Source organism: Tropicimonas isoalkanivorans, assembly GCF_900112335.1.
GTDB classification, from domain to species: Bacteria; Pseudomonadota; Alphaproteobacteria; order Rhodobacterales; family Rhodobacteraceae; genus Tropicimonas; species Tropicimonas isoalkanivorans.
In genome coordinates this window covers 293,362-320,347 of sequence record NZ_FOLG01000001.1, presented here as the reverse complement: position 1 = coordinate 320,347, position 26,986 = coordinate 293,362, and the positions used below count along the sequence as shown (strand labels likewise).

Annotated in this window: 26 protein-coding genes and 1 other RNA gene; 16 read left to right on the top strand and 11 right to left on the bottom strand. The window is 65.1% G+C overall.

The annotated features are described in order from the left end of the window. Positions 1-13: 13 nt before the first annotated feature. The 3 genes from BM075_RS24320 to BM075_RS01445 all read right to left on the bottom strand — a co-directional run bounded on the left by BM075_RS24320 (position 14) and on the right by BM075_RS01445 (position 4,757). Positions 14-1,546 (bottom strand): hypothetical protein, encoded by a 1,533-nt coding sequence (locus tag BM075_RS24320; protein WP_177208209.1) that lies wholly within the window; start codon positions 1,544-1,546, stop codon positions 14-16. Between the two features lie 147 nt (positions 1,547-1,693). Then, the gene (locus BM075_RS01450) at positions 1,694-2,212 is read right to left on the bottom strand and encodes a VOC family protein (RefSeq protein ID WP_093358745.1); all 519 of its coding nucleotides are present in this window, start codon (positions 2,210-2,212) and stop codon (positions 1,694-1,696) included. Positions 2,213-2,294: 82 nt separating this feature from the next. Further along, the gene (locus BM075_RS01445; protein ID WP_093358743.1) at positions 2,295-4,757 is read right to left on the bottom strand and encodes a penicillin acylase family protein; all 2,463 of its coding nucleotides are present in this window, start codon (positions 4,755-4,757) and stop codon (positions 2,295-2,297) included. A gap of 140 nt (positions 4,758-4,897) precedes the next feature. Between BM075_RS01445 and BM075_RS01440 the strand changes: the two genes are divergently transcribed. Continuing rightward, positions 4,898-5,770 (top strand): NAD(P)-dependent oxidoreductase, encoded by an 873-nt coding sequence (locus BM075_RS01440; RefSeq protein WP_093358741.1) that lies wholly within the window; start codon positions 4,898-4,900, stop codon positions 5,768-5,770. 69 nt (positions 5,771-5,839) lie between these two features. On the opposite strand, the gene BM075_RS01435 is transcribed toward BM075_RS01440, so the two are convergent. Then, positions 5,840-6,100, bottom strand: a complete 261-nt coding sequence (locus BM075_RS01435) for a hypothetical protein (RefSeq protein WP_093358739.1) — start codon at positions 6,098-6,100, stop codon at positions 5,840-5,842. A 248-nt stretch (positions 6,101-6,348) separates the two neighbouring features. On the opposite strand from BM075_RS01435, the gene BM075_RS01430 reads away from it, so the two are divergent. From BM075_RS01430 to BM075_RS01400, 7 genes are read left to right on the top strand one after another with little or no spacing between them, the layout of a single operon-like run. Continuing rightward, positions 6,349-6,858, top strand: coding sequence for a ferredoxin-type protein NapF (locus BM075_RS01430; RefSeq protein ID WP_093358737.1), 510 nt, complete (start codon positions 6,349-6,351; stop codon positions 6,856-6,858). After that, complete coding sequence (locus tag BM075_RS01425) at positions 6,855-7,136, top strand: chaperone NapD (protein ID WP_093358735.1); 282 nt, start codon at positions 6,855-6,857, stop codon at positions 7,134-7,136. Before BM075_RS01430 ends, BM075_RS01425 begins: the two co-directional genes overlap by 4 nt. A 15-nt stretch (positions 7,137-7,151) precedes the next feature. After that, positions 7,152-9,644, top strand: coding sequence for a nitrate reductase catalytic subunit NapA (gene napA, locus BM075_RS01420; RefSeq protein ID WP_093358733.1), 2,493 nt, complete (start codon positions 7,152-7,154; stop codon positions 9,642-9,644). Between the two features lie 29 nt (positions 9,645-9,673). Next, on the top strand, positions 9,674-10,534 hold the full coding sequence (gene napG / locus BM075_RS01415; RefSeq protein WP_093358731.1) for a ferredoxin-type protein NapG: 861 nt from the start codon (positions 9,674-9,676) through the stop codon (positions 10,532-10,534). Next, positions 10,531-11,454 carry a quinol dehydrogenase ferredoxin subunit NapH gene (gene napH, locus BM075_RS01410; RefSeq protein ID WP_093358730.1) on the top strand — a complete coding sequence of 308 codons (924 nt, stop codon included), beginning with the start codon at positions 10,531-10,533 and terminating at the stop codon, positions 11,452-11,454. The genes napG and napH overlap by 4 nt, the downstream gene beginning before the upstream one ends. Before the next feature lie 21 nt (positions 11,455-11,475). Beyond that, positions 11,476-11,916 carry a nitrate reductase cytochrome c-type subunit gene (locus BM075_RS01405; RefSeq protein WP_093358728.1) on the top strand — a complete coding sequence of 147 codons (441 nt, stop codon included), beginning with the start codon at positions 11,476-11,478 and terminating at the stop codon, positions 11,914-11,916. Positions 11,917-11,943: 27 nt separating this feature from the next. Continuing rightward, complete coding sequence (locus BM075_RS01400; RefSeq protein ID WP_093358726.1) at positions 11,944-12,663, top strand: NapC/NirT family cytochrome c; 720 nt, start codon at positions 11,944-11,946, stop codon at positions 12,661-12,663. 38 nt (positions 12,664-12,701) lie between these two features. Here BM075_RS01400 and BM075_RS01395 read toward each other — a convergent pair whose 3' ends face one another. The 3 genes from BM075_RS01395 to BM075_RS01385 form a co-directional block, all read right to left on the bottom strand. Beyond that, positions 12,702-12,944 (bottom strand): ribbon-helix-helix domain-containing protein, encoded by a 243-nt coding sequence (locus BM075_RS01395; protein ID WP_093358724.1) that lies wholly within the window; start codon positions 12,942-12,944, stop codon positions 12,702-12,704. Continuing rightward, a complete protein-coding gene (locus tag BM075_RS01390) occupies positions 12,941-13,630 on the bottom strand; it encodes a Hint domain-containing protein (protein ID WP_093358723.1) in 690 nt (229 codons plus the stop codon). The genes BM075_RS01395 and BM075_RS01390 overlap by 4 nt, the downstream gene beginning before the upstream one ends. Before the next feature lie 144 nt (positions 13,631-13,774). Continuing rightward, complete coding sequence (locus tag BM075_RS01385; RefSeq protein ID WP_093359379.1) at positions 13,775-13,969, bottom strand: DUF4169 family protein; 195 nt, start codon at positions 13,967-13,969, stop codon at positions 13,775-13,777. Positions 13,970-14,399: 430 nt separating this feature from the next. Between BM075_RS01385 and BM075_RS01380 the strand changes: the two genes are divergently transcribed. Then, positions 14,400-15,755 (top strand): GntP family permease, encoded by a 1,356-nt coding sequence (locus BM075_RS01380; protein ID WP_093358721.1) that lies wholly within the window; start codon positions 14,400-14,402, stop codon positions 15,753-15,755. 91 nt (positions 15,756-15,846) lie between these two features. Here BM075_RS01380 and fumC read toward each other — a convergent pair whose 3' ends face one another. The 4 genes from fumC to ssrA form a co-directional block, all read right to left on the bottom strand. Further along, positions 15,847-17,247 carry a class II fumarate hydratase gene (fumC, locus tag BM075_RS01375; RefSeq protein WP_093358719.1) on the bottom strand — a complete coding sequence of 467 codons (1,401 nt, stop codon included), beginning with the start codon at positions 17,245-17,247 and terminating at the stop codon, positions 15,847-15,849. A gap of 160 nt (positions 17,248-17,407) precedes the next feature. Beyond that, positions 17,408-17,902 carry an SspB family protein gene (locus BM075_RS01370; RefSeq protein WP_093358716.1) on the bottom strand — a complete coding sequence of 165 codons (495 nt, stop codon included), beginning with the start codon at positions 17,900-17,902 and terminating at the stop codon, positions 17,408-17,410. A gap of 206 nt (positions 17,903-18,108) precedes the next feature. Beyond that, the gene (locus BM075_RS01365) at positions 18,109-18,537 is read right to left on the bottom strand and encodes an ester cyclase (RefSeq protein ID WP_177208207.1); all 429 of its coding nucleotides are present in this window, start codon (positions 18,535-18,537) and stop codon (positions 18,109-18,111) included. A 125-nt stretch (positions 18,538-18,662) separates the two neighbouring features. Continuing rightward, positions 18,663-19,013: a transfer-messenger RNA gene (ssrA, locus tag BM075_RS01360) on the bottom strand. 166 nt (positions 19,014-19,179) lie between these two features. On the opposite strand from ssrA, the gene mbfA reads away from it, so the two are divergent. The 7 genes from mbfA to BM075_RS01325 all read left to right on the top strand — a co-directional run bounded on the left by mbfA (position 19,180) and on the right by BM075_RS01325 (position 26,934). Continuing rightward, positions 19,180-20,157: an iron exporter MbfA gene (mbfA, locus tag BM075_RS01355; RefSeq protein WP_093358712.1), complete on the top strand. Its 978-nt coding sequence runs from the start codon at positions 19,180-19,182 to the stop codon at positions 20,155-20,157. An 89-nt stretch (positions 20,158-20,246) separates the two neighbouring features. Further along, a complete protein-coding gene (locus BM075_RS01350; RefSeq protein WP_093358710.1) occupies positions 20,247-20,753 on the top strand; it encodes a DinB family protein in 507 nt (168 codons plus the stop codon). A 41-nt stretch (positions 20,754-20,794) separates the two neighbouring features. Beyond that, on the top strand, positions 20,795-21,781 hold the full coding sequence (gene acuI, locus BM075_RS01345; RefSeq protein ID WP_093358708.1) for an acrylyl-CoA reductase (NADPH): 987 nt from the start codon (positions 20,795-20,797) through the stop codon (positions 21,779-21,781). A 231-nt stretch (positions 21,782-22,012) separates the two neighbouring features. Then, positions 22,013-22,429 (top strand): universal stress protein, encoded by a 417-nt coding sequence (locus BM075_RS01340; protein ID WP_093358706.1) that lies wholly within the window; start codon positions 22,013-22,015, stop codon positions 22,427-22,429. A 44-nt stretch (positions 22,430-22,473) separates the two neighbouring features. Continuing rightward, positions 22,474-24,108 carry a BCCT family transporter gene (locus BM075_RS01335; RefSeq protein WP_093358704.1) on the top strand — a complete coding sequence of 545 codons (1,635 nt, stop codon included), beginning with the start codon at positions 22,474-22,476 and terminating at the stop codon, positions 24,106-24,108. 96 nt (positions 24,109-24,204) lie between these two features. Then, positions 24,205-25,431, top strand: coding sequence for an aminotransferase class V-fold PLP-dependent enzyme (locus BM075_RS01330; protein WP_093358702.1), 1,227 nt, complete (start codon positions 24,205-24,207; stop codon positions 25,429-25,431). 78 nt (positions 25,432-25,509) lie between these two features. Continuing rightward, the gene (locus BM075_RS01325) at positions 25,510-26,934 is read left to right on the top strand and encodes a cryptochrome/photolyase family protein (RefSeq protein ID WP_093358700.1); all 1,425 of its coding nucleotides are present in this window, start codon (positions 25,510-25,512) and stop codon (positions 26,932-26,934) included. Positions 26,935-26,986: the final 52 nt, after the last annotated feature.

The window sequence follows — 26,986 nt, the reverse complement described above, 5'->3', positions numbered from 1 at the left end:
GCAGCCCTGTTTCTTACTCTACGATCAGTTCGTCGTCCGCCGAGGCGAGGTCCTCGGCGGGGATGACCTCGTCGTCGCCGGAGGAGTCACCGTCGGTGATTTCCGTACCGTCCCCGTCGACCAACTCGCCGTCATCGCCGTCCTCAGCGCCGGTTCCGTCCCCGACGTCCGGGTCCAGTCCGTCCTCGTCCGCGACGTCGGTGCCGTCATCGATCGGGGCCGGGTCGGTCTCGTCCTCGACGTAGGTCCCGTCGCCTGGGTCGGTTTCCAGGCCGTCGTCGCCGGTGACCTCGGTGTCATCCCCGGCGGTCGGATCGATGCCGTCATCCAACTCGCCGATCTCGGGCTCGTCCACGTCGATGTCGTCGACTTCAGCCGGGGCGATGCCCGAACGGGCCATGTATTCGTCGATAAGGCCGTCGTCATCGCCGACGCCGAGCTGCTGCGAAACCCAGGCTTCCACTTCCGGAGAGACGTCGGCCTCGGTCATCGGACCTTGGCCGGTGGCGTAGTAGGAGTCCGCGATGGCTTGGCGCAGGGCCGTGCTGTTTGTGGCCAGCGTCGCGTCGGTCAGGGCGAGTTCGGAGTCGTTGCGCAGCTTGGTGTCGGCCGCGACCTGATCAAGGGCCTTCTGGGCGTCCAGAACCTCCTGCATGTCCGCGTTCCAGGCGTCCCATTCCGGCGTGTCGGGATCGGGTTCCAACGCTGCCAGTTCTGCCGCGCGCGTGGCGAGCTGCTCCTCGGCCAGCTCCAGTTTGGGGTCCAGGCCCAGTTCGTCGACATAGCCCGCATACACATCCGAGCTTTCCGCGAGCGCCTTTTCAGCGTCGATCAGGGACTGCATGGCCGTTTCCCGCTCGGCACTGGCCTGGATGTACTCCCGGAACGGCTCCATCTTCGGATCTTTGCTGTTCATGACGCCGTTGAGATCGCGTTTCAGCGAATTCAAGCTCTTGAGCTCGGAGGGATGCGCCATGGCCAGGGTGGTCGCCGCCGCTGCTGCGGTCGCCGGACGGGCCGCTGGCTTGGGAGATGTCTTCACCGTTGTCGTGCGGGCCGGTGCCGTGGTCTTCGCTGACTTGACCGGTTTGGATTTCACGGCTTTCGTGGTGGTCGTCCGGGCCGTGGCCGCCGGCTTGTTTGACTGGCTGCTCTTGGGATTGAAGGCATTTCCGATGCTGCGGAAGAAGGCGCCCGGGCCTTTGCCGTTGGACGATTTGCCGCCATCGGAACGCGTGGCAGTGCGACTGCCTTTGTCGACTGAGCTGCCGCCCTTGGAACTCTTGGCGTTATCGCTGTTTCCCTTGTTGCCGTTGTTGCCTTTGCTACCGCCGCTGTTCCCCTTGCTGTCGCTATTGCCTTTGCCGCCGCCGCTGTTGCCTTTGCCACCGCCGTTGCTGCCGCCATTCCCCTTACCGCCGCCATTGCCGCCTTGCTTTGCGACGGCCGCCCCCAGGTCGGAGAAATCGACCCATCCCTGTCCGCCCAAGGCAACAGGTAGGCACAGCACCAAACCCGCTGTCAGGCACGTTCTCAGAATTTTCACCGCGATCTCCAGTCCCTAAAAGAGTGATGACGACCTGCATGGCACTTTCTCGCGGCATTTGTTGGGCGTGGCCGCCACAGTTTCTTCACGATGCCGGCGAAGATGGGGCGGGTTCGGCGGGGACCTCCGATGAGCATTTGTGCGGGATCAGGCTGTTTCCGTACCTTCGGGGCCGGTGGCGCTCGCCGCCTCATTCACCAGGGCCGCCACGTCGAGCGGCCAGTTTCCCATGGCCAGCGCCCCGTCATCGTCGCGGGGCCAATCCTCCGGCGCCCGGTCGCGGTAAAGCTCCACGCCGTTTCCGTCCGGATCGCGCAGATAGACGGCCTCGCTGACCCCGTGGTCGGCGGCACCATCCAGCGGAACGCCGGCACGGAGAACACGCGCCACGGCATCCGCCAGAGACGCGCGATCGGGATAGAGAATGGCCGTGTGGTAGAGTCCTGTATGCCCCGGCGGCGGCGGGGTGCCTCCGGCGCTTTCCCAGGTGTTCAGCCCAATGTGGTGGTGATAGCCGCCGGCCGAGAGAAAGGCCGCGCCGCGCCCGTAGCGCTGCTGCACCTCGAACCCGAGGACTCCAGAATAGAACGCGATGGCACGCTCCAGATCGGCGACCTTCAGATGTACGTGACCGATCCGGGTCGCAGGATTGACGGGCGGGGTCATAGGGAGCTCCTTTTTGCGTGTTCCGGAGTTTACACGGATTCCAGCCGTGCCGGAGCCTGCGGACGCGCAGAGGGCCCGTGCGTTAACGCGGAGAGAGCGTGGTGATCCCCACGGCCCCGGCGCGCGCCAGTTCGGGGTTGAGTGACATGGGGATGTATTCGCCCTGCCGCCACAACGCGCCGAGGTCGTCGTAGTGGCGGCTCAGCGGGTGCCCGGATTGACCGGTCGCGGTGATGAAGACGGAGGAATCCGGGTCTGCGAAGTCATAGACCCCCCGGTACCCCGCCGCGTGCACATTGGCGAAGGGGGCGGGCATATCTCCCTTGGTCAGTCCGCGTTGCAACGTATTGTCGCCGCCCGAGGTCGATTGGCGAATGTTCACGAACCACTGCAGGATGGGCACGTTGCCGAGAACCAGGTGGTCGTGCCGGGCTTCGTGCGCATCGCCCCACCGAAGGCTTTCCAGCGACGTGCCGTACCGCTCCCCGATCCAGAGCAGCGCTTCGTCCAGCGCGATCCGGGCGGTGTCTGTGCAGGTCTCGGTGATGGTGGTCTGCTTGATGTCGCACCAGGCGGCGGCACCGTCGATGTTGCGGAACACACGCTCCAGAAAGATCGGATCGGGGTGTGTGAACTCCAGCGACAGGGGCCCGATCTCGTCCACGATCAGCTTCTGCTGCAGTTGCCGCAGCCACGCAGCATAGATCAGCGGCTCCGGCAGGTGCTCGTTCATCTCGCCGTTCCAGTTGGCGAGGAGTTGCAAGGCGACCTGCCGCTGACGCTCCGGTGTGCCGTCGGGTGCAGCCTCTCCGGTGTACCAGAGATCCCGCGCGATCAACGGCAACAGGGATCGGGCAGTGACGGAGACGGTGTCGAGCTGGGCGGCGATGAAGCTCTCGCGGGTATGCACCTCCCGCTCCGCCATCAGCTTGCGCCACCGCTGGATGCGCTGCGTATCGCCCCACAGGAAGCTGATATTGTCGGGGAAGGGCGCCTCGGTGATGCGGTTGTTGGTGTTGCCGAGGATGCCGGCGGCCGGATTGGCGATGCGGGCGTTGGTCTCATACGGCCGCCGACCTTTCCATCGGTTCTCGGTTTGCCAGCCAAGCGAGGGCATCCGCCCCTTGCTGTAATGCGCCGCGTCCCGCTCGGGGACGACGCCAAAGAGCTGCAGCGCGACCGATTCGCTATCCGCCAGTGTCACGTTGAGAGCGGGGGCGACGAAATCGCGACCCGCTTCCATGCCTTCTTCGACTGATTTGGCGCGCATCAATTTCAGCCCGGCGGACATGGACCGGTCCTCTGGGGAAAGGCCCGTCCACGCCAGCGCGGCGACGTGGCCCCTGGGCGTGACCTGCGCGAGGTCGAAATGGCTGCCGGGCAGGACGGGGCCGTTTTCCGTCCAGCGCAAGGTGATGGTGACGGGCGGCTCCTCGGCGACGCGAATGATGGAGCGCTCAGTGCGGAACTTTTGCCAGCCGTCGGGGGTGCGATACTCCTGCCGGTCGGCGGGGTTCAACTCCTCCATATAGAGGTCCTGATCGTCGGCGTAGGCCACGGTGATGCCCCAGCCGAGCTTGTCGGACCGCCCGGTCAACACCATCGGCACGCCGGGCAGGGTGCCGCCGATCACGCCTCCGCTCGAAAGCTCCAGCCGGGCGAGGTACCAGATGGTGGGGGCGGTGAGCGCCATGTGGGGGTCGTTGGCAAGCAGCGTGCCGCCCGCGGCGGAGCGGTCCGGCGCGGCGGCCCAGGCGTTCGAGGCACCGGCAAATGCCGGCGGGCCAACCGGCATGAGCGGCCCCGGCTCCCAGGTGGACGCGCGCGCAATCTTGGGCAGGTCGGGGAACAGTGCGCCGTAATCGGTCGGCAGCGCACCCTCGAGCCCTTTGGGCACGTCCGGCATCAGGTCGGCCAGCCGCTCCGAAGAAAGCGTCAGCGAGGCGCGGGCGCGGAGGACTTCGTTCTGCATGTGCGGGGTCATGTCGAGCGCCATCAGTTTGGCGACGGCAATCGAGTCGGCGGGCTGCCAAGGGGCGATCTCGGGCGTGAAAAGGAAGAATTCGGGCGCCCCACGGCCCAGGGCCTCGGCGTTGACCGTCTCGATCCACGCGTTGACCCCCGCGGCATAGGCCTTCAGCGCGGCCTGGGTGTCCGCGTCCTGCGCCGAAACGGAACGGCTCGCCAGCCGGTAAAGGTCCAGCCGGCGCATCAGTTCGTCGGTCTGCACGGTGCGCGGGCCGAAGAGTTCGGACAGCCGGCCCTGCACGGTGCGGCGCAGCAGCGTCATCTGCCACAGCCGGTCCTGCGCGTGGGCGAATCCAAGGCCGAAGAACACGTCTTCATCGGTCTGGCCGAAGATGTGGGGCACGTCGGCGTTGTCGCGCACGATCTCCACGGGGGCGGTCAGGCCGTCCAGCGTGTAGTTCGCGGAATAGTCCGGCAGGGAGCTTGCCGCGAAATAATAGACCAGCGCCGCGGCGGCCGCAGCCAACGCCACGACAAGTGTGAACAGCCGCAGCGTCCAACGGAATACCCGAACCATCCTGCCCCTCTCTATTGACCGCCGCCCTCAGCCGGGTAGGTCTGGTGTGACCCTAAAGCGCCCGGCGGGCGCAGGGAACCGCCTCGCGGCTCGTTTGCGCTGCGCCCGGCGACGAAGCAAGGTCAACGAAAGGAAATGTGATGGCGAAGGTAGCGTTTTTGGGCTTGGGCGTGATGGGCTATCCGATGGCAGGGCATCTCGCGAAGGCCGGCCACGAGGTGACCGTGTACAACCGGACGGCGGCGAAGACCGAAGCGTGGGTGGCCGAACACGGCGGCGCGCAAGCGGCGACCCCGGCGGAGGCCGCGGCGGGGGCGGAGTTCGTGATGTCCTGCGTCGGCAACGACGACGATTTGCGGCAGGTCTGCACCGGCGAGGACGGCGCACTCGGCGCGATGGAGTCAGGTGCCGTCTTTGTCGACCACACCACGGTTTCGGCGATGGTGACGCGCGAGATGGCCGCGGCGGCACAGCAGCGGGGCGTCGCGTTCGTCGACGCGCCGATCTCTGGCGGACAGGCGGGGGCGGAGAACGGCCAGCTTTCGGTCATGTGCGGCGGGGACGCGGATGCCTACGCGCGGGCCGAGCCGGTGATCGACGCCTATGCCAAGATCTGCCGCCGCCTTGGCGACAGCGGGGCGGGCCAGATGACCAAGGCCTGCAACCAGATCGCCATCGCGGGGCTCGTCCAGGGCCTGTCCGAAGCGCTGCACTTTGCCGAAAAGGCAGGGCTCGACGGGCGCGCCGTCGTGGAGGTGATCAGCCAGGGGGCAGCCGGCTCCTGGCAGATGTCCAACCGTTACGAAACCATGCTGGACGACAAGTTCGACCACGGATTCGCGGTGGATTGGATGCGCAAGGATCTCGGGATCTGCCTTGCGACGGCAAACGAGACCGGGGCCAGCCTGCCGGTGACCGCGCTGGTGGATCAGTTCTACAAGGACGTTCAGAACATGGGCGGCGGACGCTGGGACACGTCCAGCCTGATCCGCCGGTTGCGTCGCTTCGAGTAGGGGCAGGGGGCAGCGCCCGGCCGTCGATGGCGAGTCCCGGGCATCTCGCGCCCGGGCCTGTAACGGCAATCAGACCAACGCGCCCTTCCGCCGGATCAAGCTGCCGAGGGCGCCGAACATCGCGCCGATGATGACCGCGATGGTCAGCTCGGGCGAGGCGAGTTGGGATATGCCCAGATCGGTGAAGAAGATGTAGGTCGACACGACGCCGACAAGCGCGCCAAGAACGGCGCCGATGATCGGCTGCCGGGTCGTCATGCCAAGCGCGAGGCCGAGAATCCCCGGCAAGTTCAAGATGTTGCCGGCGATGAGGCCGAGGATGTCGAGCATGTCTTTCCTCCAACGACGTTACATTGAAGCCACCTGACGGGTGGCGCGCGACGGCGGCTAGCGCGACCCGCAGCACGCACGAACTGGCGGGCGTACGGACGCCGGCGGCCGCAACTTGCCGCCGAATGGTCGGCCTGCGGTTTTCTTACCGATATCGGCCGGATTCTTCACCTTCTTTGATATTCATCAACGTTGCCTAAGAAATGTTCAGTACATAAACTGCGCAAAATATCGGCAGAGTAAAACGTATGGTATCCGGAAAAAGTCGCAGGGAGTTCCTTGGAGGACGCTCCGCACCGAGTGTGCTTCGGCCGCCCGGCGCGCTGGAGGGCGGATTTGCGGCTGCTTGTACGGGCTGCGGCGACTGCGCGGCCGCTTGTCTGGAGGCAATCATTCACACGGACAATCGCGGGGCAGTGCAACTGGATCTCTCCCGCCGCGCCTGCACGCTTTGCGGCGATTGCGCCCGGGCCTGCCCAACGGATGCGCTGGCGGAGGAACGGGTGGCGGACTGGCCGTGGCGGGCGTCCGTCTCCGCCGACTGCCTGTCGTTGAACCGCACGGCCTGTCGCGCTTGCGAGGATGCCTGCGACGCCCGCGCCATCCGGTTTCGGCTGGAAGTCGGTGGCAACGCGCGGCCGATCATCGACGACGTGGCTTGCACGGGCTGCGGTGCCTGCATCGCGATTTGTCCGGCGGCGGCGGTGTCGCTCACCCGCGGCCGGTCCCGCCCGATGGATACGGAGCTCTGCGCATGAATATTTGTGGTTGCCTCCTCCACGCCGCGCCCGGACAGGGGCAGACCGTCCGGCAGACCGCCGCCGGAATGGCGGGCGTGGAAGTCCATGCCGTGACCGAGGACGAGCGCCTCGTGGTTGTCGTCGAGGATACCGCCGACGCGCGCGCCTCGGAGATCATCATGGCGCTGCACCAGATCCCCGGGGTGATCTCGCTCACCCTGACCTATCACCATTTCGAGGACCTTGAGGACGGCGAGAGCCGGCCGCAGCCGGTCTCTGCCCCTAGCACCCCCTGAACCGGAGCCAAGCCCATGACGATGTCGGACTCCCGCCGGACATTCCTGAAATCCACCGCCGCCGTTGCGACCGCCTCTGCCGCGGGCATCACCCTGCCGCTCGCGCCGGCCGAGGCGCAGGTGCGCACCCCGGACATTCGGTGGGACAAGGCCGCTTGCCGGTTCTGCGGCACCGGCTGCTCGGTGCTTGTGGGCACCAAGGATGGCCGCGTGGTGGCCACGCAGGGCGACCCGGACGCGCCAGTGAACCGGGGGCTCAACTGCATCAAGGGCTATTTCCTGTCCAAGATCATGTACGGCCAGGACCGCCTGACGACGCCGATGCTGCGCAAATCGAACGGGGTCTTCGACAAGAACGGCGAATTCGAGCCGGTCTCCTGGGACGAGGCCTTCGACGTGATGGCCGAGAAGTGGAAGGCGGCGCTGAAGGAGAAGGGCGGGGCAGGCGTCTCCATCTTCGGGTCCGGCCAGTGGACGGTCTGGGAGGGCTATGCCGCCGCCAAGTTCATGAAGGCGGGTCTCAGGTCCAACAACATCGACCCCAACGCACGGCATTGCATGGCCTCCGCCGTGGTGGGATTCATCCGCGCCTTCGGCATCGACGAGCCGATGGGGTGCTATGACGATCTGGAGCACGCCGACACATTCGTGCTCTGGGGCTCCAACATGGCCGAGATGCACCCGATCCTGTGGTCGCGCCTCACCGACACCCGTCTGACCAAGCCCGGATGCGAGGTGCATGTCCTCTCGACCTTCGAGCATCGCTGCTATGAACTGGCCGACAACGGCATAATCTTCACGCCGCACGCGGACCTCGCGATCCTGAACTACATCGCGAACTACATCATCCAGAACGACGCGGTGAACTGGGACTTCGTCAACGCCAACGTCAATTTCACCAAGACGGATACCGACATCGGCTATGGCCTGCGCGACGACGACCCGCGCCAGGCATCGGCCGCCAACCCCAACTCCGGCAAGTTGACCCCGATCACCTTTGACGAATACGCCGAGATGGTCTCCGAATACACCGTCGAGAAGGCCAGCGAGATGTCCGGCGTGCCGGCGGCGCAGCTTGAACGGCTCGCACAGCAGTATGCGGACCCGAACCGCAAGGTGATGAGCCTCTGGACGATGGGGTTCAACCAGCACCAGCGCGGCTCCTGGGTGAACGGGTTGATGTACAATGTCCACCTGCTCACCGGCAAGATTTCCGAGCCCGGCAACTCGCCGTTCTCGCTGACCGGCCAGCCCTCCGCCTGCGGCACCGCGCGCGAAGTCGGCACCTTCGCTCACCGGCTGCCCGCCGACATGGTGGTGGCCAACGACGAGCATCGGAAGATCTGCGAGACGGCCTGGAACATCCCCGAGGGCACGATCCCGCCCAAGCCTGGCTTCCACGCGGTGCTGCAACACCGCAAGCTCAAGGACGGCGAGTTGAAGTGCCACTGGGTGCAGTGCAACAACAACCTTCAGGCCGCGCCCAACATGAACGAGGAGGGGTTCCCCGGGTATCGGAACTCCGAGACGTTCATCACCGTCTCGGACCCCTATCCGACCGTCACTGGTCTCGCGGCGGACCTGATCCTGCCCACCGCCATGTGGGTGGAAAAGGAAGGCGCCTACGGCAACGCCGAGCGCCGGACGCAGTTCTGGCGCCAGCAGGTGAAGGCGCCGGGCGAGGCGAAATCGGACGTCTGGCAGGTGATGGAGTTTGCCAAGCGGTTCACGGTAGAGGAGGCCTGGGGCGAGGAATTGGTTGCTACCATGCCCGAACACGCAGGCAAGACGCTCTACGAGGTGCTTTTCGAGAACGGCGTGGTCAACAAGTTCCCCGTCTCCGAGGTGGCCGAGGGTTTCGACAACGACGAGAGCGAGCACTTCGGCTACTACGTCCAGAAGGGGCTGTTCGAGGAATACGCGTCCTTCGGCCGGGGCCATGCCCACGACCTCGCCCCGTTCGAGATGTACCACCAGGCCCGCGGCCTGCGCTGGCCGGTGGTGGACGGGCAGGAGACGCTCTATCGCTTCCGGGAGGGCTATGACCCCTACGTGAAGGAAGGCGAGGGCGTGAAGTTCTACGGCCACAAGGACGGCCGCGCCAAGATCATCTTCGCCCCCTACGAGGCGCCGGTCGAGGTGCCGGACGAGGAATACGATCTCTGGCTCTGCACCGGGCGCGTTCTGGAGCATTGGCACTCCGGCTCCATGACCCGCAGGGTGCCGGAACTGCACCGGTCCTATCCGGCGGCGGTGGTGTTCATGCACCCCGACGACGCGCGCGATCGCGGCCTTCGGCGCGGGCAGGAGATCTCGATTTCCACCCGCCGGGGCGAGGTGCTGAGCCGGCTGGAGACCCGTGGCCGCAATAAGGTGCCGCGCGGGCTGGTCTTCATGCCCTGGTTCGACGAGGGGCAGCTGACCAACAAGCTGACACTCGACGCGACCTGCCCGCTGTCGAAAGAGACCGATTTCAAGAAATGCGCCTGCAAGGTGGAACGGGCCTGAGCCCAAACGCCTGAACCCGGGAGCACGCCATGGCCGCCGCCAAGCCACATAAGGTCGATCGCCGTCGGTTCCTGACCGACAGCGCCCGCATGGCGGCGGGCTGTGCGGTCGCGGGATCGCTCCTGGCCTATGTGGCGCGAGAGGCCAAGGCGCTTCCGGACCAGGCGATCCGCCCACCGGGTGCGCTCGGCGAGGACGATTTCCTCGCCGCCTGTATCCGTTGCGGCCTCTGCGTGCGCGATTGCCCGTATGACACGCTGGTTCTGGCCGACCTCGGCCAGAACGGCCCGGCCACTGGCACGCCTTTTTTCACCGCTCGCGAGATCCCCTGCGAGATGTGTGACGATATTCCCTGCGTCGCCGCCTGCCCGACGGGGGCGCTGGACAAGAGCCTTACCGATATCGAGAACGCAAAGATGGGCACGGCGGTGCTCGTCGATCAGGAGAACTGCCTGAACTTCCTCGGACTGCGGTGCGATGTCTGCTACCGGGTCTGCCCGATGATCGACGAGGCGATCACGCTGGAGATGCGCCACAACGAGCGCTCGGGCCATCACGCCATCTTCGCCCCCACCGTCCACGCAGACGCCTGCACCGGCTGCGGCATCTGCGAGAAGAAATGCGTTTTGCCGGAGGCAGCGATCAAAGTCCTGCCGGTCCGGCTCGCCCGTGGCGCGCCCGCCGAGCATTACCGTAAGGGCTGGGAGGAGAAGGACGCCAAGGGCGCGCCCGTGGTCGAAGGCATTATCGACCTGCCGGACCGCCTGCCGGGGCCGGGCACCGATAACCTCGCCGCTCCGGGTGGGTTCGAGCCGGGTCTCGGCGGCGTGGACGGCAGCGCGGGCGGCTTCCGGCCGATCTTCCAGGTGCCGGGAGGGACGGGGCAATGAGCGCCACCGGCAAGGTCCACCTCCCACCCGGCCAGGAAGCGCGGCGCGTGAAGGGCTGGTACGGTGCGAACCGCTACCTGATCTGGCGCCGGTCGAGCCAGGTCTTCTTCCTCGTTCTGTTCCTCATGGGGCCGTGGTTCGGTATCTGGTGGGTCAAGGGCACGCTCGCGGGCTCGGAAACGTTCAGGGTCCTGCCGCTGAACGATCCGCTGATCCTCGGCCAGATGATGGCCGCCGGTCACTGGCCGGAGGCAACCGCTCTGATAGGCGGGCTTATCGTGTTGGTGGCCTATGCGCTGATCGGCGGTCGGGTCTATTGCTCCTGGGTCTGCCCGATCAATCCCGTCACCGACGCCGCGCATTGGCTCCATGACAAGCTTGGAATCCAGAAAGGCTGGCAGCCGAAGCGCTCCTTCCGTTATTGGCTGCTGGGCACGGTTCTTGTCGTCTCCACGCTCACCGGTACGATTGCCTGGGAGGTGGTCAATCCGGTCACCATGGTTCACCGCGGGCTCATTTTCGGCATGGGCTGGGTCTGGGGCATGGTGCTCGCCGTGTTCGTGTTCGACCTTCTCGTAGCCCGGCGCGGCTGGTGTGGACATGTTTGCCCAGTGGGTGCGTTCTACTCGCTGGTGGGCGCGAAAAGCCTTCTGCGGGTGTCCGCGCTCCGCCGCGGCGCCTGTGACGACTGCATGGACTGCTACGCGGTCTGCCCGGAAAACCAGGTCATTTCGCCCGCTCTCAAGGCCCGCGGGGACGGCTCGCCGCTGATCCTCTCGCCCAACTGCACCAACTGCGGGCGGTGCATCGACGTCTGCTCGGTAGACGTCTTCGCCTTTACCCATCGTTTCGACCACCATGTCGAAACCCCGCCCAAAGCGGACTCGCAGGTCGAGCCGCGCGAACAGACAGCAGCGTGAACTGAGCAACGGAGAACCACGATGAAGAAGCCGATCCTTGCAGGTGCCCTTGCCCTGGCGACCACCCTGTCCCTGGTTGGCGTCGGCCTGGCACAATCGGCCGGGGGGCTCTCCACCTTGCGCGGCGGGGGAGTCGACGAACAGGTGCCCCTGGAGCAGGTGTTTCAGCAGGAAACGCAGCGGTTCAACCGCGAATACCGCCAGCAGCCGCCGCTCATTCCCCATTCAATCGACCAGTACCAGATCGACATGCGGGCGAACCAGTGCCTGAGCTGCCACGACTGGACGAACGCCGGTGACCGCGGCGCGCCTACGCTCTCGATGACTCATTACCTCGACCGGAACGGGGTGGAGATGGACCACGTCGCCGGCACTCGCTGGTTCTGCAACCAGTGCCACGTGCCGCAGGCAAATGCGCCGGAACTGGTGGAGAACACCTTCCAGCCATCCACCGGGCGCTGAGCGCGCAGAAAGATAAGGAAAAGAGCGATGGCAGAGCATGACGGCAAGCGCCCCGGCCTTATTCGACGCATCTGGAATGGAATTTGGAGCCCCAGCGGTGTCTTCAGTCTCGGCTTTCTGCTGATCGCAGGCTTCCTGGCGGGAATCCTGTTCTGGGGCGGATTCCACTGGTCGCTTGAGATGACGAATTCCGAAGAATTCTGCACCTCCTGCCACACGATGACGAAGAACTTCGACGAGTACACGGAGACGGTTCACTACAGCAATCACTCTGGGGTGCGGGCGACCTGTCCGGAGTGCCACGTGCCGCATGAGTGGCAGTACAAGGTGAAGGCCAAGATCATGGCGACCAAGGACCTCTACCACGAGATCATGGGAACCATCGACACCGACGAGAAATACGACGAACGCCGTCTGCACATGGCCAGCTCGGTCTGGACCAAGATGAAGGCATCCGACAGCCGCGAATGCCGGAACTGCCATGCTTTCGAGTACATGGATTTCACGATCCAGGAAAACCGCGCCGCGTCAGAGCACCAGAAGGCGATCGACGAGGGCATGACCTGCATCGACTGCCACCAGGGCATCGCGCACGGCCTGCCGGCGGGGTATCTGGAGGAATACAGGCGTATCGCGGACGAGTTGGCCGGCGATGGCGCTTCTGGTCCGGTGTCGGAAAGCGGCATTCTGGATACGCAGGCCCTCGGCAGCGCAATCCGCAGGTATCTGTCGGGCTCGTCGGAGTAAATCGGGCAATTCGCGCAGACCGGACCGGTGGGCGCGGATCAGGTGCGGGGCGCCTGATCCAGCCCAAGCCGGGCGCGATAGTCTGACAGAACGAACAGCCGGATCGCGGAGGCAAGGCCGGTCTCCAGCCCGCGCTCGCGGTCGATTTCGGCGGCGAGTGCATTGATCGGCTGGCCGCGGTCCCGCGCGATCTCGCGGAAGGCCTGCCAGAAGGGCTCTTCCAGCGACACGCTGGTGCGGTGGCCTGACAGGGTGAGCGAACGTTTGACCGGCCGGCTCATCGCGCCCGCTGCACCCGCGGGCGGACATCCGGGCCGTAGAGGTCTGGCCCATGCTCCAGGTCCGGCAGCACCGCGATCACTTCGGCACGCAGGCGGCTGTTCCAGGGGCCGTCGTCCAGCCAACCGGGGTGAAAGCTCTCCACCGGCAGGCCATCGGCCGCGATGACCGCGTGGCGCTCGAGCAGAAGCTGCACATAGGTCACCGCCTCGGCCGGGGTGGGTGCGATACCCGCATGTCCACAGAGGTCGCCCGCGGGGACGAGCACGCCGTCCGGGGCATTGTCCGGCGACAGCAGAACGCCCGCACGCGGCGACAGTCTGACCGGCCGGCGCGGGGTGCCTCCTCCGAAGGCGGCGCGGGGAACCAAGATTGGGCCAAGCTGCGGGCACGCCGCGACCTGCCGCGCGCTGACGGTGCGACGGCCCGACCAGAGCACGGGCACAGGGCCGTGGTCGATCGTCTGGACAAAATCGCTGGGCTGGAGCCGTCCAGCAGGGCAGGGGCCAGTCGGGGTCATGATGCGGGTTTCCGCGGCCACGGCCGCAATGAGCCACGCGCCCGGGCTTTGAAACGGGTCCGGGGGCTGCAATAACTGCTCGGGCTGCAACACCAGGGTCGCTTGCCCGAAAGACGTGCGCGCCACAGGGCGCGCCCGTGAAAAGGCCGTTCGCGGGGCGTTTTCCATGCCCGTCTGCTGTCCATTTCTGCTCGTCGCCGTCGTTGCGGCGCAGGCGCCTTGCGCCCCGTTTTTCTGAGTTCAGAATCGGCTCATGGAGTCCTTGGCGCAAGCGTGCCGCGCGAGGCGCGAGGGTGATGTGACGAAAATGCCCTAGTCGTCGGCGGCGTCGGAGGGGGTCCTGCGGCTGCCGTCATGCAGTCGGGCGACACGCTCTGCCTCCGCCTTGGCGCGGAGCTTCTCGCTCTTTGGCAGACCATGCAGAACGGCGTTGCGGTCCGCCTGTTCGCGAGCCTGCTGGCGGGCCTTCTGCTTCCGAAAGCGGTTGAGATTCACGGGCGACGACATGGCCCCATGATAGCGGCGCTGCGAGAGTCGGGGAAGGGCGGCGGGCATACGTGGAGGTGGGCCCGCCGGGGCGGAGGGTGTCGGCATAATGCCGCAGGCGTTGCCGTCAGTGCGGATGCGGTCGGAGCGCTGATCGCCCCCGCAACTTCAACGCTTTATGGTCCATTTGCAAAGTGGGTGAGCCGGCACGATCCGGGACCGGATAGGCAGAACACCCCGTCACGGTTCGCACGTCGATGCCGCGCACTTTGGCACATTGCTGGGCGGAGTCCCGCGTGCCACCGATCCCCCGACAGCAGCATTCGGCACCCATGCCACGCGTTCCTTCCTCCGTCTCCTCACGCGCCATCAAAGCTGGCGACATGGAAGGTCCATACGCTGCGGACCCCCCCCATCCCAACACCATCGAACCAGCGCACTGGAGGAAAATATGCTACTGGTCTTGATCCTGCTGGTCGTGATCGCGTTCATCGTGATCGCCACGACCACGTTCAAGGTTCACCCCTTCCTTGCCTTGCTGATCGCCGCGTTCCTCGCGGCCTTCGCCTACGGCTTGCCGCTTGCCGACATCGCCAAGACCATCACCAGCGGCTTTGGCGGCATCCTCGGCTATATCGGCCTCGTGATCGTCCTGGGCACGATCATCGGCATCATTCTGGAAAAGAGTGGCGCGGCAATCACCATGGCTGACAGCGTGATCCGTGTCCTGGGCGAACGTTTCCCGACCCTGACCATGAGCATCATCGGCTATATCGTGTCGATCCCCGTGTTCTGCGACTCGGGCTTCGTGATCCTGAACTCGCTCAAGGAGTCGCTCGCCACGCGGCTCAAGACGTCGAGCGTTGCCATGAGCGTGGCGCTTGCCACCGGCCTTTACGCCACCCACACCTTCGTGCCGCCGACCCCGGGGCCGATCGCAGCGGCCGGCAACCTCGGGCTCGAGAACAACCTCGGGCTGGTAATTGCCGTCGGGGCCGTTGTCGCCGCGGTGGCGGCCGCGGCCGGTATGCTGTGGGCGCGCCTGTTTGCGAATGTGGAACCGGACCTCGTGGACGAGGCCAGTGAGACAGTCCACCACGACTGGGCCGCTCTGAAAGCGTCTTACGGCACGCTTCCCTCCGCGGGTCAGGCCTTCGCCCCGATCCTTGTGCCGATCGGCCTGATCTGCCTCGGCTCCATCGCCAACTTCCCAAGCCAGCCGGTGGGCGAGGGCGTCGTCTATCAGGCGCTCGCCTTCCTCGGCCAGCCACTGACCGCCCTGGTCATCGGCCTCTTTCTCTCCATGCGGCTGCTCAAATCCGACAGCAAGATTGCGGAGTTCAGCGAGCGCATCAGCGAGGGCATCGTCGCGGCGGCACCGATCCTGCTGATCACCGGCGCCGGTGGCGCCTTCGGGGCGGTCCTCAAGGCCACGCCGCTCGGCGAATTCCTCGGCACCACTCTTTCGGGGCTTGGTGTGGGCGTCTTCATGCCCTTCATCGTCGCCGCAGCACTGAAATCGGCGCAAGGCTCCTCGACGGTGGCGCTGGTCACGACCTCCGCGCTCGTCGCGCCGCTGCTGCCGCAGTTGGGGCTGGATACCGAAATGGGCGGGGTGTTGACAGTGATGGCGATTGGCGCGGGCGCGATGACCGTATCACACGCCAACGACAGCTTCTTCTGGGTCGTCTCGCAGTTCAGTCGCATGAGCGTTGGGCTGGCCTATCGCGCCCAGACCATGGCGACTCTCGTGCAGGGCGTCACCGCGATGGCGTTGGTTTACGTGCTGAGCCTCGTGCTGCTCTAACCGCTTGACGGCCCCGGCCTGAAAGCCACTGACACAACAAAGGGCCGCCCTCGGGCGGCCCTCTCTCGTTCTGCGTCGAACCTATCGAACGTCAGCTTTTCGGCTTGGGGCCGACCATGTTCTCCGGACGGACTACCTTGTCAAAAGTCGCCTCGTCCACGAAGCCGAGCGCGATGGCTTCTTCCTTCAGCGTGGTGCGGTTCTTGTGTGCGGTTTTGGCGACCTTGGTGGCGTTGTCGTAGCCGATGGTGGGCGCCAGTGCAGTTACCAGCATCAGCGACTCGTCGCGCAGCTTCTCGATCCGCTCACGGTCGGCTTTCAGGCCCTCCACGAGGTTGTCGGTAAAGGCCGAGCTGACGTCGCCCAGAAGCTGCATCGACTGCAGCACGTTGTAGGCCATCATCGGCTTGTAGACGTTCAGCTCGAAGTTGCCTTGCGAGCCCGCCATGCCGACGGCCATGTCGTTGCCCATCACGTGGCAGCAGACCTGGGTCATCGCCTCACACTGGGTCGGGTTCACCTTGCCGGGCATGATCGAGGAGCCGGGCTCGTTCTCCGGCAGGAGCAGTTCGCCCAGGCCGCAGCGGGGGCCGGAGCCGAGCAAGCGGATGTCCTGTGCGATCTTGAAGAGCGACGCGGCGACCGTTTTCAGGGTGCCGGACATCTGCACCATGGCGTCATGGGCAGCGAGCGCTTCCATCTTGTTCGGCGCAGGCACGAAGGGCAGGCCGGTGATCTCGGCCATGTTGGCGGCGACCTCTTCGTCCCAGCCCTCGGTGGTGTTGAGCCCGGTGCCGACGGCGGTGCCGCCCTGGGCCAGTTCGTAGATGTCGCCGAGGGCCGTCTCCACCCGCTCAATGGATTTCCGCACCTGATGGACGTAGCCGGAGAACTCCTGGCTCAACTTGATCGGCGTGGCGTCCTGCGTGTGAGTGCGGCCGATCTTGATGATGCCGTCGAACTCCTCGACCTTCTTCTCGAGCCCCGCCAGCAGCTTCTTCAGCCCCGGCAGCAGCACGTCGCGGGCCTGCATGGCGGTCGCGATGTGCATCGCGGTAGGGAAGGTGTCGTTGGAGGACTGCCCCATGTTGCAGTGATCGTTGGGGTGCACCGGGTCCTTCGAGCCGATGGTGCCGCCCAGCATCTCGATGGCGCGGTTGGCGATCACCTCGTTGGCGTTCATGTTGGACTGGGTGCCGGAGCCGGTCTGCCAGACGACCAGGGGGAAGTTGTCGTCGAGCTTGCCGTCGATGACCTCCTGGGCCGCCGCCTGGATCGCCTCGCCAAGCTCTTTGGAGAGTTTGCCGGAGGCGGTATTGGCCATGGCGCAGGCCTTCTTGATGACGCCGAGCGCGCGGACGATCATCACGGGCTGTTTTTCCCAGCCGATGGGGAAGTTCATGATCGACCGCTGGGTCTGGGCGCCCCAGTACTTGTCGGCGGGGACTTCGAGGGGGCCGAAGCTGTCGGTTTCGGTACGGGTCTCAGACATCGCAGGAATCCTCCGGGTTAGCTGACGGCGGTTTAGCGGTCGGCTCCGAAGTGGGCAACTGTGCCAAAGCCGCCGGAGGGCGGGCCAATTGGCGCAGGAGACGCGCCACAGGCCACGCCTGCGCCCGGCGAGCCGTCAGGTCGTCGGCTGCTAACCGCCGTTACTTCCGGAAGGAATCCAGGCTGACGATCTCGGCTTCGCTGGGGGAAGCGGTGTCGGGGTCCAGATCTTCGGCGAGAGGGGCCTCGGGGACGTCCTCTTCCGCGCCATCTTCGTCGACCGCCTCCTCGTCGTCGTCGGACGAGGCAGTCTCGAAGCGCAGCCCGAATTCTACTGACGGATCGACGAAGGTGGCGATTGCGTCATAGGGAATGTAGAGCGGCTCCGGCGTGTCTCCGAAGTTCAGCGTAATGTAGAATCCCTGGTCGGTGACCTCGAGATTGTCGAACCAATGCTGCAGGACCACCGTCATCTCTTCCGGATAGCGGTCGCGCAACCATGCGGCGATCTCGACGTCCGGATGAGTGGTGTCGAAGGTGATAAAGAAATGGTGCTGGCCTGGCAAACCATGGGTCGCCACCTGGCCAAGAACCTCCTGAATCAGGCTGCGCATGGCCCTGTGCATCAGCTTGCCATAGTCGATGGTTTGCGACATGGGCGTCGTAGTCTCCACGTGGTTTTGCCGTAAGCATAGGCAATTCGCGGTCGAATGATACCCCCTCCGATGCCATCGGCCAGACGCCGGAAATGGATGCGGATTCAGGCGCCGCGTCGTCGTCCGCGACGGCCGGTCGTTGATGCGGGGCGACACCTGAGCGCCAGAGTTTCGGTCCCGCCTGGGCTTCAGGTCGCGTCGCGGCCTTACGTGAACCGGTGACCGGCCATCCCGAGGGCGAGCGCATTCTCCGGCAACAGGCCGGATTTCTCGAACAAACTGAGGAAATCGACGCAGTTGAACGCCTCGACGATGCGATCGTCGACGATCCTGGCCATGAGCATGCCGGAGCCTGTTATCGTGCGACCGGATGCCCTGAGCGTGGCTTCGAACGTGCCCATTGCCGACACCCATTCGCCCTGCTCGATGGTCTTCTCAAGTGTCACCTGCGAGACCTCCATGATCTCCTGCAGCGCAACAGCGAAATCGTGGAACTCGACCGCTGTCAATTCCAGCTCGTGCATCAGCCCGCTGGCCTCAACCTGCGTGTTGAAGAACCGATCGATCTCCCCGACCGCACCTGCGACCCAGATGCGATCGTAAAACTGCTGCAGCAACTTGACCTTGCAACTCATGGTTCGACTCCCGTTTTGCGGGAAAGCTACCCGGAGATGCTGAACAATGGCTAAACGCATGCGAAGCTAGCCCGAAGGTCCATTCGGCACGGCGCGGCGGTTCTAGATTAAATATGGGGGAAGGAAGTGCAGGCTTCTGTTGCCAGGTGCCTGCGAACCCCGCCAGACCTTGCTAGAGGCCTGGGCTTAAGATTTCGGTTTGGTTACTGCTTACGCAGCAACGGCCACCGGAGCACGGTTGTCATTGGCAACTATCATGCTTGGACCGATAACGGTGGTACCTCACCGGGCAAAAGCTAACCCCTTTAGACGTCCGTCGATCCTGTTTCGGCCCCCTGATCCCCCAATGCGGGATATTTGGTGGAGCCGCCGGGTACCGCCCCCGGGTCCGAGCCGCTTATTACGAGCGCGTTTATCGCCATAGTCCCCGAAGGAACATCGTATAAATAGGCCGCCCGCCGCGGGATTGGAAGTGGGAACTGCTGAATTTTGCGGTGTTGAACGGGCGCGGTGGCGCTGAACCCGCGCCCCTTGGCCCGCGTGCCGAAGCCGCCCTGTGCGGCAATTCCGGCGGTTTGGGGGCTTGCGCCGGTGGGGGCAAATACTAGTTTAGAACTGTTCCAAACTGAAAGAGCCGGCCGCATGCGCTCCCTGATATCAAACCGAAAGCGTTTTCACGATCTCAGCGAGGCGGAAGTCCTTGCGCTGGCGATCTCCTCGGAGGAGGACGACGCGCAGATTTACCGCAACTTCGCCGCACGCCTTCGTCAGGACTACCCGGCGACTGCCGCTGTGTTCGACGGTATGGCGGAGGAGGAAGACGGGCACCGCAAACGGCTGATCGACATGTTTCGCAGCCGGTTCGGGGAAACAATCCCGCTGATCCGCCGGGAACACGTGGCCGGCTTCTACGCCCGCCAGCCGGTATGGCTCATGGAGCATTTGCCGCTGGAGCGCATCCGCACCATCGCTGCGGACATGGAATACGAGGCGCGCCGGTACTACGAAGCCGCCGCTGCGCGGGTCACCGATGCGGCGACGCGCCAACTGCTGGGCGATCTGGCTGCGGCCGAGGCGGGGCACGAGACCGTGGCGGGCGACCTGACGGAACAGCACTTGACGGAACAGGCGGTAAGCGCCGAGGACCACCATGCCCATCGCCAGTTCGTGCTGACATGGGTTCAGCCGGGGCTCGCGGGACTGATGGACGGGTCCGTCTCGACGCTGGCGCCGATTTTCGCAGCGGCCTTCGCCACCGGCGATACGTGGAGCACGTTCCTGGTGGGCCTCGCGGCTTCGGTCGGGGCGGGCATCTCCATGGGGTTCACCGAAGCCGCGTCGGACGATGGAGAACTGTCTGGCCGTGGCAGCCCGCTGAAGCGGGGGATCGCATCCGGGGTAATGACCACGCTCGGCGGGCTGGGCCACGCGCTTCCCTACCTGATCCCGCATTTCTGGACCGCCACCATTATCGCAATCTGCGTGGTCTTCGTTGAGCTCTGGGCTATCGCCTGGATTCAGAAGCGGTTCATGCAGACGCCGTTCTGGCGCGCGGCGTCACAGGTCGTGCTCGGCGGCGGGCTGGTCCTGGCGGCGGGCATCCTGATCGGCAGCGGCTGACCACGCCCCATCCGCGCGCTTTCCATTGACAGGACGCCCGCGCACCGGCGACGCTTGCGTGGACCGGGCCGCAGCAAGGGGACAGGCGGGTGATATCTGTCGAATACGTTCAGCTCATGGCGCGCTACAATGCGTGGCAGAACAAGGCGCTGACAGAGACGGTTGAAGCTCTGGACGAGGACGAGGTGACGCGCGACCGTGGCGCCCACTTCGGCTCGATCTTCGCCACGCTCAACCATCTGCTCTGGGCTGACCGGCTCTGGATGGCGCGGATAGACGGCTGGGTGCGCCCGGACGGCGGCATTTCCGAAAGCGTGGCCCTGTACCCGACCCTTGCGGCCTGGAAGGCCGATCGAACCCGTGCCGACGCACGGCTGGTGCTCTGGGCGCGCAACCTGCGCCCCGCAGCGCTGCGGGGCGATCTGACCTGGATGTCGGGGAGCACCGGGCGCGAGCAACGCAAGCCCATCGCCGTTTGCGTCGCGCACCTGTTCAATCATCAGGTCCACCACCGCGGCCAGATCCACGCCATGCTGACCGCCGCCGGCGCGCATCCCGCGCCCACTGATCTGGCCTTCATGCCGGAGGTGATCTAAGACCGCCTCCACACTCGGCCCAATCAACAAGGAGGAAGGCAATGCGCGCGCTAATCGTGGAAAAGTCTGAGGACGGCAAGACGAGCGCTTCCGTTCAGGAAATCGATGAGAGCCGCCTGCCGGAGGGCGAGGTGACCGTTCGGGTGGAATACTCGACGCTGAACTACAAGGATGGGCTCTGCATCGGGCCCGGGGCCGGGCTGGTGAGAACCTATCCGCATGTGCCGGGCATAGACTTTGCCGGGACGGTCAAGTCGAGCGAGGACGACCGGTACAAGCCCGGCGACAAGGTGGTGCTGACCGGCTGGAGGGTCGGGGAGGTGCACTGGGGTGGCTACGCCGAGAAGGCCCGGGTGAAGGCCGACTGGCTGGTGCCGCTGCCCGAGGGGCTGACCACGAAACAGGCGATGGCGGTGGGAACCGCTGGTTTGACCGCGATGCTGGCCATCATGGCGCTGCAGAACCACGGTCTGCGCCCGGAGAACGGCGAGGTCCTTGTGACGGGCGCCACCGGCGGCGTGGGGTCCGTGGCGACTGCGATCCTGTCCAACCTCGGCTACGAGGTCGCTGCGGTCACGGGCCGTCCGGAGCAGTCGCAGTACCTGTCGCTGCTGGGCGCCCAAAAGCTCATTACACGGGACGACTTGGCCGAAACGGTGAAGAAGCCGCTTGAAAAGGAAAGCTGGGCGGGCTGCATCGACGCGGTGGGCGGACCGATGCTGGCGCGGGTGCTGGGGCAGATGAAATACGGCGCATCCGTTGCGTCGGTTGGGCTTGCGGGCGGGGCGGATCTGCCCGCGAAGGTGACACCCTTCATCCTGCGCGGCGTGAACCTGCTGGGCATCGATTCCGTCATGCAACCCTTCGAGAACCGGCAGCGGGCGTGGGCGCGCATCGCATCCGATCTGCCGATGGACCGACTGCAGGGGATGATGGTCGAGGCGACGTTGGAGGACCTGCCCAAGCTTGGCGCAGACATCCTCAAGGGCAAGGTTCGCGGCCGTGTCCTGGTCGATGTAAACGCCTGACGCAGCCGTCCGGGAGGGCTGCCGCACTGAACAGATGGCGGTCGGCCTGGCTTCAGTCCGGTCTGCGGGGTCGCTTTTTTCGGTTGCTGCTTTAGAATGGAGCCCGTAGGAGGTGGCCCGCGCGAGAAGGCGGCCGCTTGAACTGGGAAAACCGCACATGTTTGCGTGACGTTGCCCGGTGGCCGGGAATGTCATGCCTCTGGCGGTGTGCGGGAAATCACGGAGGCGAAGATGTTCACCCGCATCATGGTGCCGGTCGATCTTGCGCATGTAAATCGTCTGGAAAAGGCGCTGACCTGCGCGGCAGATCTTGGGAAACTCTATTCGATCCCGGTGATCTATGTCGGAGTTACGACGGCTCTTCCGAGCAAACTGGCGCATACGCCCCAGGAGTTTCGGGAGCGGCTGAAGGAGTTCGCTGCCGAGCAGGCGCGCGTTGCGGGCATCGAGACGGGATACTTCGCACTGGAAACGCATGACCCCGCAATAGACCTGGATCCTGCCCTGATCCGGGCGGCCTCCGAGTTGGAGGCGGACCTGATCGTCGTGGCGAGCCATATTCCGAACCTCATGGATTATGTCTGGCCATCCAACGGCGGCACCCTGGCGGCGCATGCAAAATCATCCGTGCTTGTCGTACGGATCTGACAAGGCTCGACGAACGGGTCAAGAAACGGGGGAAAGATATTAATATGACAGATGAAACACTAGGAATTCCGGAGCCGGAGGGGCCCACGGACCTGATTGATACCGATTACGAGATCGGCCAGGATAATGTAGAAGGGTCCGTTGGGCCCTTCGGCTTCGACGTGCACAACCCCGTGTTCCTGATTTCGGGCCTGACCATCGTGGCCTTCGTCTTTTATGCGCTGGTGTTTCAGGACCAGGCGACTGAGGCGTTCGGCGCGCTTCGGCCGTGGCTGACCAGCACGTTCAACTGGTTTTTCCTGACCTCGGCAAACGTGTTTGTTCTCTTCTGCCTGGCGCTGATCGTCACCCCGTGGGGCAGCGTCCGCCTCGGCGGGCGGGAGGCGACCCCGGATTACACTTACGTCGGGTGGTTCGCGATGCTGTTCGCCGCCGGCATGGGCATCGGCCTGATGTTCTTCGGCGTGCTGGAACCGGTTTATCACATGGCCATCTCGGAACCTCTGGGCGTACCGTCGCCCTTCGCAGAGGACGGAAGCATCATCGAGGCCAACGTTGAGGCCGCGAAACGTATGGGCCTTGCGGCGACGATCTATCACTGGGGCCTGCACCCTTGGGCCATCTATGCCATCGTGGCGCTGGCGCTCGCGCTCTTCAGCTACAACAAGGGCCTGCCGCTCACCATTCGATCCGCGTTCTATCCGATCTTCGGCGAACGCGTCTGGGGTTGGACCGGGCATGTCATCGACATCCTGGCCGTTTTCGCCACGCTCTTTGGCCTCGCGACGTCGCTCGGATTCGGGGCACAGCAAGCGAATGCCGGTCTTGAGCACGTGTTCGGTGTGCCGAACAATGTCGAGGTGCAAGTTGTTCTGATCACGATCATTACCACGATCGCGCTGATCTCGGTTCTGCGCGGCCTCGACGGCGGGGTGAAAGTCCTGTCGGAAATAAACATGGGGCTGGCGGCGCTTCTGCTGCTGTTCGTGCTGTTGGTCGGCCCGACGATGCTGATCCTGACGGACTTCGTTTTGGGTCTGTTCACCTATGCCCAGGATCTCACCGCGCTCTCCAATCCGTTTGCGCGGGAGGACACCGGTTACATGAATGGTTGGACCGCCTTCTACTGGGCTTGGTGGATCTCCTGGTCGCCCTTTGTCGGCATGTTCATCGCACGCGTCAGCCGCGGCCGGACGGTGCGGGAGTTCGTGACCTGCGTGCTCATTATCCCGAGCCTCGTCTGCGTGCTCTGGATGGCCGTCTTTGGCGGCGTGGCCATCGACCAGGTGCTGAGCGATCCGGCAGGCAGCGCGGTCAAGGCGCAGGTGATCGACAGTTACAACCCGCCAATCTCGCTGTTCGCGATGCTGGAAGGGCTACCGCTGGCGGGTATCACCTCGACCCTCGGAATCATCCTGGTGATCGTCTTCTTCGTGACCTCGTCGGACTCCGGTTCGCTGGTGATCGACACGATCACGGCGGGTGGCAAGGTCGACGCTCCGGTGCCCCAGCGGGTGTTCTGGTGCACCTTCGAGGGGGCCGTCGCCATCGTGCTCCTTTTGGGGGGCGGGCTCGCTGCCCTGCAAGCCATGGTGATCTCCACCGGGTTGCCGTTCACCATTGTGCTTCTTCTGATGTGCGTGGCCATTGCAAAGGGGCTGGCGAGCGAACCTCGCTGACCTGACGGGAGCTTTGACGGTTAGAAGGGCGGCGGTGCTTGCGCATCGCCGCCCTTTGTCCTTTTTTGTCGCGCAGATACGGCAGGGGAAGTTTCGATGGCACTCGATGTTGATTTCGTCCGGCAACAGTTTCCGGCCTTTTCCGAACCGACGCTCGAGGGGCAGGTGTTTTTCGAGAATGCCGGCGGGTCCTATACCTGTCGTCAGGTGATCGACCGTCTCACCCGGTTTTATCACCAGCGAAAGGTTCAGCCCTATGCCCCCTACGCCGCTGCGGAAGCAGCGGGCGCGGAGATGGACGAGGCGCGCGCGCGTCTAGCGGCCCTGCTCGGGGTGGGCTCGGACGAGTTGAGCTTCGGCCCGTCGACCTCCGCCAATACCTTCGTGCTGGCCAATGCGGTGCGGCTGTGGCTCACCCCGGGGGAGGCGGTGGTGGTGACCGATCAGGACCACGAGGCCAATTCCGGGCCCTGGCGGCGGCTGGCCGACGAGGGGATCGAGGTCCGCGAATGGCGGATCGACCGGCAGACCGGCCGACTCGATCCGGAACAGCTGGAGCCGCTGCTGGCCGACGGCCACGTGCGGCTGGTCTGCTTCCCGCATTGCTCCAACGTGGTGGGGGAGATCAACGACGTCGCGGCGATCACCGCGCTGGCCCATGCCGATGGGGCCTTCACATGCGTCGATGGCGTCTCCTTCGCCCCGCACGGGCTGCCCGACGTGGGGGTGCTCGGGGCCGATGTCTACCTGTTTTCCAGCTACAAGACCTATGGACCCCACCAGGGGATCATGGTGATCCGCCGGCAATTCGGATTCGAGTTGCCCAACCAGGGACATTTCTTCAACGGCGACACGCTCTACAAGCGGTTTACGCCGGCCGGACCGGATCATGCACAGGTAGCGGCCTGCGCGGGCATGGTGGACTATGTGGAGGCGCTGGCGGCGCATCACGGCATTTCCTGCAAGACGCCGGTGGAAACGGGAGTGGCCGTACAGCGGCTGATGCGGGCGCATGAAACCGAGCTTTTGCAGCCGCTCCTCGACTATGTTGCGGGGCGGAACGATGTGCGCCTGCTCGGCCCGTCGGCGGCGGATGGGCGTGCGCCGACGGTCGCCCTGGCGCTCGATCGGCCGGGAGAGGACGTCGCGGCGGAGCTTTCGGGGCATGGCATAATGGCGGGGGGCGGTAACTTCTATGCCGTGCGGCCGCTGAAAGCGATGGGTGTCGATCCCGCCAAGGATGTCCTGCGCCTGAGTTTCGTGCATTATACGACCCGCGACGAGGTCAATCGGCTGATCGCGGCGCTCGATGCGGTGCTGTAGGGGGGCGGGCCGGCAGCGCCGGCAGACTTGCCCGGCGGGACGGCCCGGCTAGATCCTCTGTCCAAACAGGGAGAGCCCATGTCCGACACCCCACCGATCCTTCTCTGGCTGCGGCGCGACCTCCGTCTGAGCGACGCGCCCGCGCTTTCCGCGGCCTGCGAGAGCGGCGCGCCGGTCATTCCGGTTTATATCCGTGACAGCTTGCTGGATGGGCTCGGGGCCGCGCCGAAATGGCGACTGGGACGGGGGCTGGAAGTGTTCGGCAAGACGCTGGAAGCTAAGGGATCTCGCTTGATCCTGCGCAGCGGCGATCCCCTCGATGTGCTTGCCGGGTTGGTGGAGACGACCGGCGCGAAGCAGGTCTTCTGGACGCGCCTCTATGACCCGGAGTCCATTGCGCGCGACAGCGGGGTGAAGGAGGGCCTGAAGGCCAAGGGAATCGATGCAAAGAGCTTCTCCGGGACGTTGCTCTTCGAGCCATGGGAGGTGGAGACGAAGGATGGCGGCCCGTACAAGGTCTACTCCCCGTTCTGGCGCACGGTGAAAAAGCGGGACGTTGCCGCCCCGTCCTCCGCGCCCAAGCAGATCCCTGCGCCCGACACATGGCCGGAGAGCGAGGCGCTCGATGACTGGGACCTCGGCCGGGCGATGAACCGCGGTGCGGCGGTCGTCGAGCGTTACGCTGAAATCGGAGAGGACGCGGCGGGCGACAGGCTGGCTGCGTTTCTCGAGGAGGGGATCGACGACTACAAGGCTGGCCGTGATCGACTGGCGGAGGCCGGCACGTCAGGGATGAGCGTTTTCCTGACGACGGGTGAGATTGGCCCGAGGACGATCTGGCACGCCGGGATGCGCGCGCTGCACGAGGGGAGCACCGGGGCGGAGACGTTCCTGAGCGAACTGGCCTGGCGCGAGTTCGCCTGGCATCTGGCGTACCACACCCCGCGCATTCTGGATCGGAATTGGCGCGAAAAATGGGACGCCTTCCCCTGGGAAGACGACGAGCGCAAGGCCGAGGTCAAGGCGTGGAAGCAGGCGCGGACGGGCGTGCCGCTGGTCGATGCGGGGATGCGGGAGATGCAGGTCACAGGCACGATGCACAACCGCGCCCGGATGATAACGGCGTCCTACCTGACGAAGCACTTGATGGTGCATTGGCGTGTAGGCCAGCACTGGTTCGACGCGCATCTGATCGACCGGGACGCTGCGTCGAACGCAATGGGGTGGCAATGGGTGGCGGGGTCCGGACCGGACGCCTCGCCGTTCTTCCGAGTGTTCAACCCGGAGACGCAGCAGGAGAAATTCGACCCAGAGGGCGCCTATGTCCGACGCTGGATCGCGGAAGGGCAGGACGATCCGCCGGAGACGGCGCTGGACTATTTCGAGGCGATCCCGCGACGTTGGGCACGGGCACCGGAGGACGCCTATCCGGACAAGCCTATCGTGGGATTGTCCGAGGGGCGGGAACGGGCACTCGACGCCTACGGTGCAGTTAAGGATTGATGGCAATAAGAACGATCTTTCGGGCGAAAGATCGTGCCTCCGGCGGGGGGTA

Bases quoted from the DNA above. Each gene is read 5' to 3' on its own strand.
- BM075_RS01370 (WP_093358716.1), bottom strand. From the start codon at position 17,902: ATGTCGCAAACCATCGACTATGGCAAGCTGATGCACAGGGCCATGCGC.
- napH (WP_093358730.1), top strand. From the start codon at position 10,531: ATGAGCGCCACCGGCAAGGTCCACCTCCCACCCGGCCAGGAAGCGCGG.
- BM075_RS01330 (WP_093358702.1), top strand. From the start codon at position 24,205: ATGGCACTCGATGTTGATTTCGTCCGGCAACAGTTTCCGGCCTTTTCC.
- BM075_RS01380 (WP_093358721.1), top strand. From the start codon at position 14,400: ATGCTACTGGTCTTGATCCTGCTGGTCGTGATCGCGTTCATCGTGATC.
- BM075_RS01385 (WP_093359379.1), bottom strand. From the start codon at position 13,969: ATGTCGTCGCCCGTGAATCTCAACCGCTTTCGGAAGCAGAAGGCCCGC.
- BM075_RS01425 (WP_093358735.1), top strand. From the start codon at position 6,855: ATGAATATTTGTGGTTGCCTCCTCCACGCCGCGCCCGGACAGGGGCAG.
- BM075_RS01430 (WP_093358737.1), top strand. From the start codon at position 6,349: ATGGTATCCGGAAAAAGTCGCAGGGAGTTCCTTGGAGGACGCTCCGCA.
- BM075_RS01435 (WP_093358739.1), bottom strand. From the start codon at position 6,100: ATGCTCGACATCCTCGGCCTCATCGCCGGCAACATCTTGAACTTGCCG.
- mbfA (WP_093358712.1), top strand. From the start codon at position 19,180: ATGCGCTCCCTGATATCAAACCGAAAGCGTTTTCACGATCTCAGCGAG.
- BM075_RS01325 (WP_093358700.1), top strand. From the start codon at position 25,510: ATGTCCGACACCCCACCGATCCTTCTCTGGCTGCGGCGCGACCTCCGT.
- fumC (WP_093358719.1), bottom strand. From the start codon at position 17,247: ATGTCTGAGACCCGTACCGAAACCGACAGCTTCGGCCCCCTCGAAGTC.
- BM075_RS01405 (WP_093358728.1), top strand. From the start codon at position 11,476: ATGAAGAAGCCGATCCTTGCAGGTGCCCTTGCCCTGGCGACCACCCTG.
- BM075_RS01395 (WP_093358724.1), bottom strand. From the start codon at position 12,944: ATGAGCCGGCCGGTCAAACGTTCGCTCACCCTGTCAGGCCACCGCACC.
- acuI (WP_093358708.1), top strand. From the start codon at position 20,795: ATGCGCGCGCTAATCGTGGAAAAGTCTGAGGACGGCAAGACGAGCGCT.
- BM075_RS01450 (WP_093358745.1), bottom strand. From the start codon at position 2,212: ATGACCCCGCCCGTCAATCCTGCGACCCGGATCGGTCACGTACATCTG.
- BM075_RS01440 (WP_093358741.1), top strand. From the start codon at position 4,898: ATGGCGAAGGTAGCGTTTTTGGGCTTGGGCGTGATGGGCTATCCGATG.
- BM075_RS01365 (WP_177208207.1), bottom strand. From the start codon at position 18,537: ATGAGTTGCAAGGTCAAGTTGCTGCAGCAGTTTTACGATCGCATCTGG.
- BM075_RS01400 (WP_093358726.1), top strand. From the start codon at position 11,944: ATGGCAGAGCATGACGGCAAGCGCCCCGGCCTTATTCGACGCATCTGG.
- napA (WP_093358733.1), top strand. From the start codon at position 7,152: ATGACGATGTCGGACTCCCGCCGGACATTCCTGAAATCCACCGCCGCC.
- BM075_RS01340 (WP_093358706.1), top strand. From the start codon at position 22,013: ATGTTCACCCGCATCATGGTGCCGGTCGATCTTGCGCATGTAAATCGT.
- BM075_RS01390 (WP_093358723.1), bottom strand. From the start codon at position 13,630: ATGGAAAACGCCCCGCGAACGGCCTTTTCACGGGCGCGCCCTGTGGCG.
- napG (WP_093358731.1), top strand. From the start codon at position 9,674: ATGGCCGCCGCCAAGCCACATAAGGTCGATCGCCGTCGGTTCCTGACC.
- BM075_RS01445 (WP_093358743.1), bottom strand. From the start codon at position 4,757: ATGGTTCGGGTATTCCGTTGGACGCTGCGGCTGTTCACACTTGTCGTG.
- BM075_RS01335 (WP_093358704.1), top strand. From the start codon at position 22,474: ATGACAGATGAAACACTAGGAATTCCGGAGCCGGAGGGGCCCACGGAC.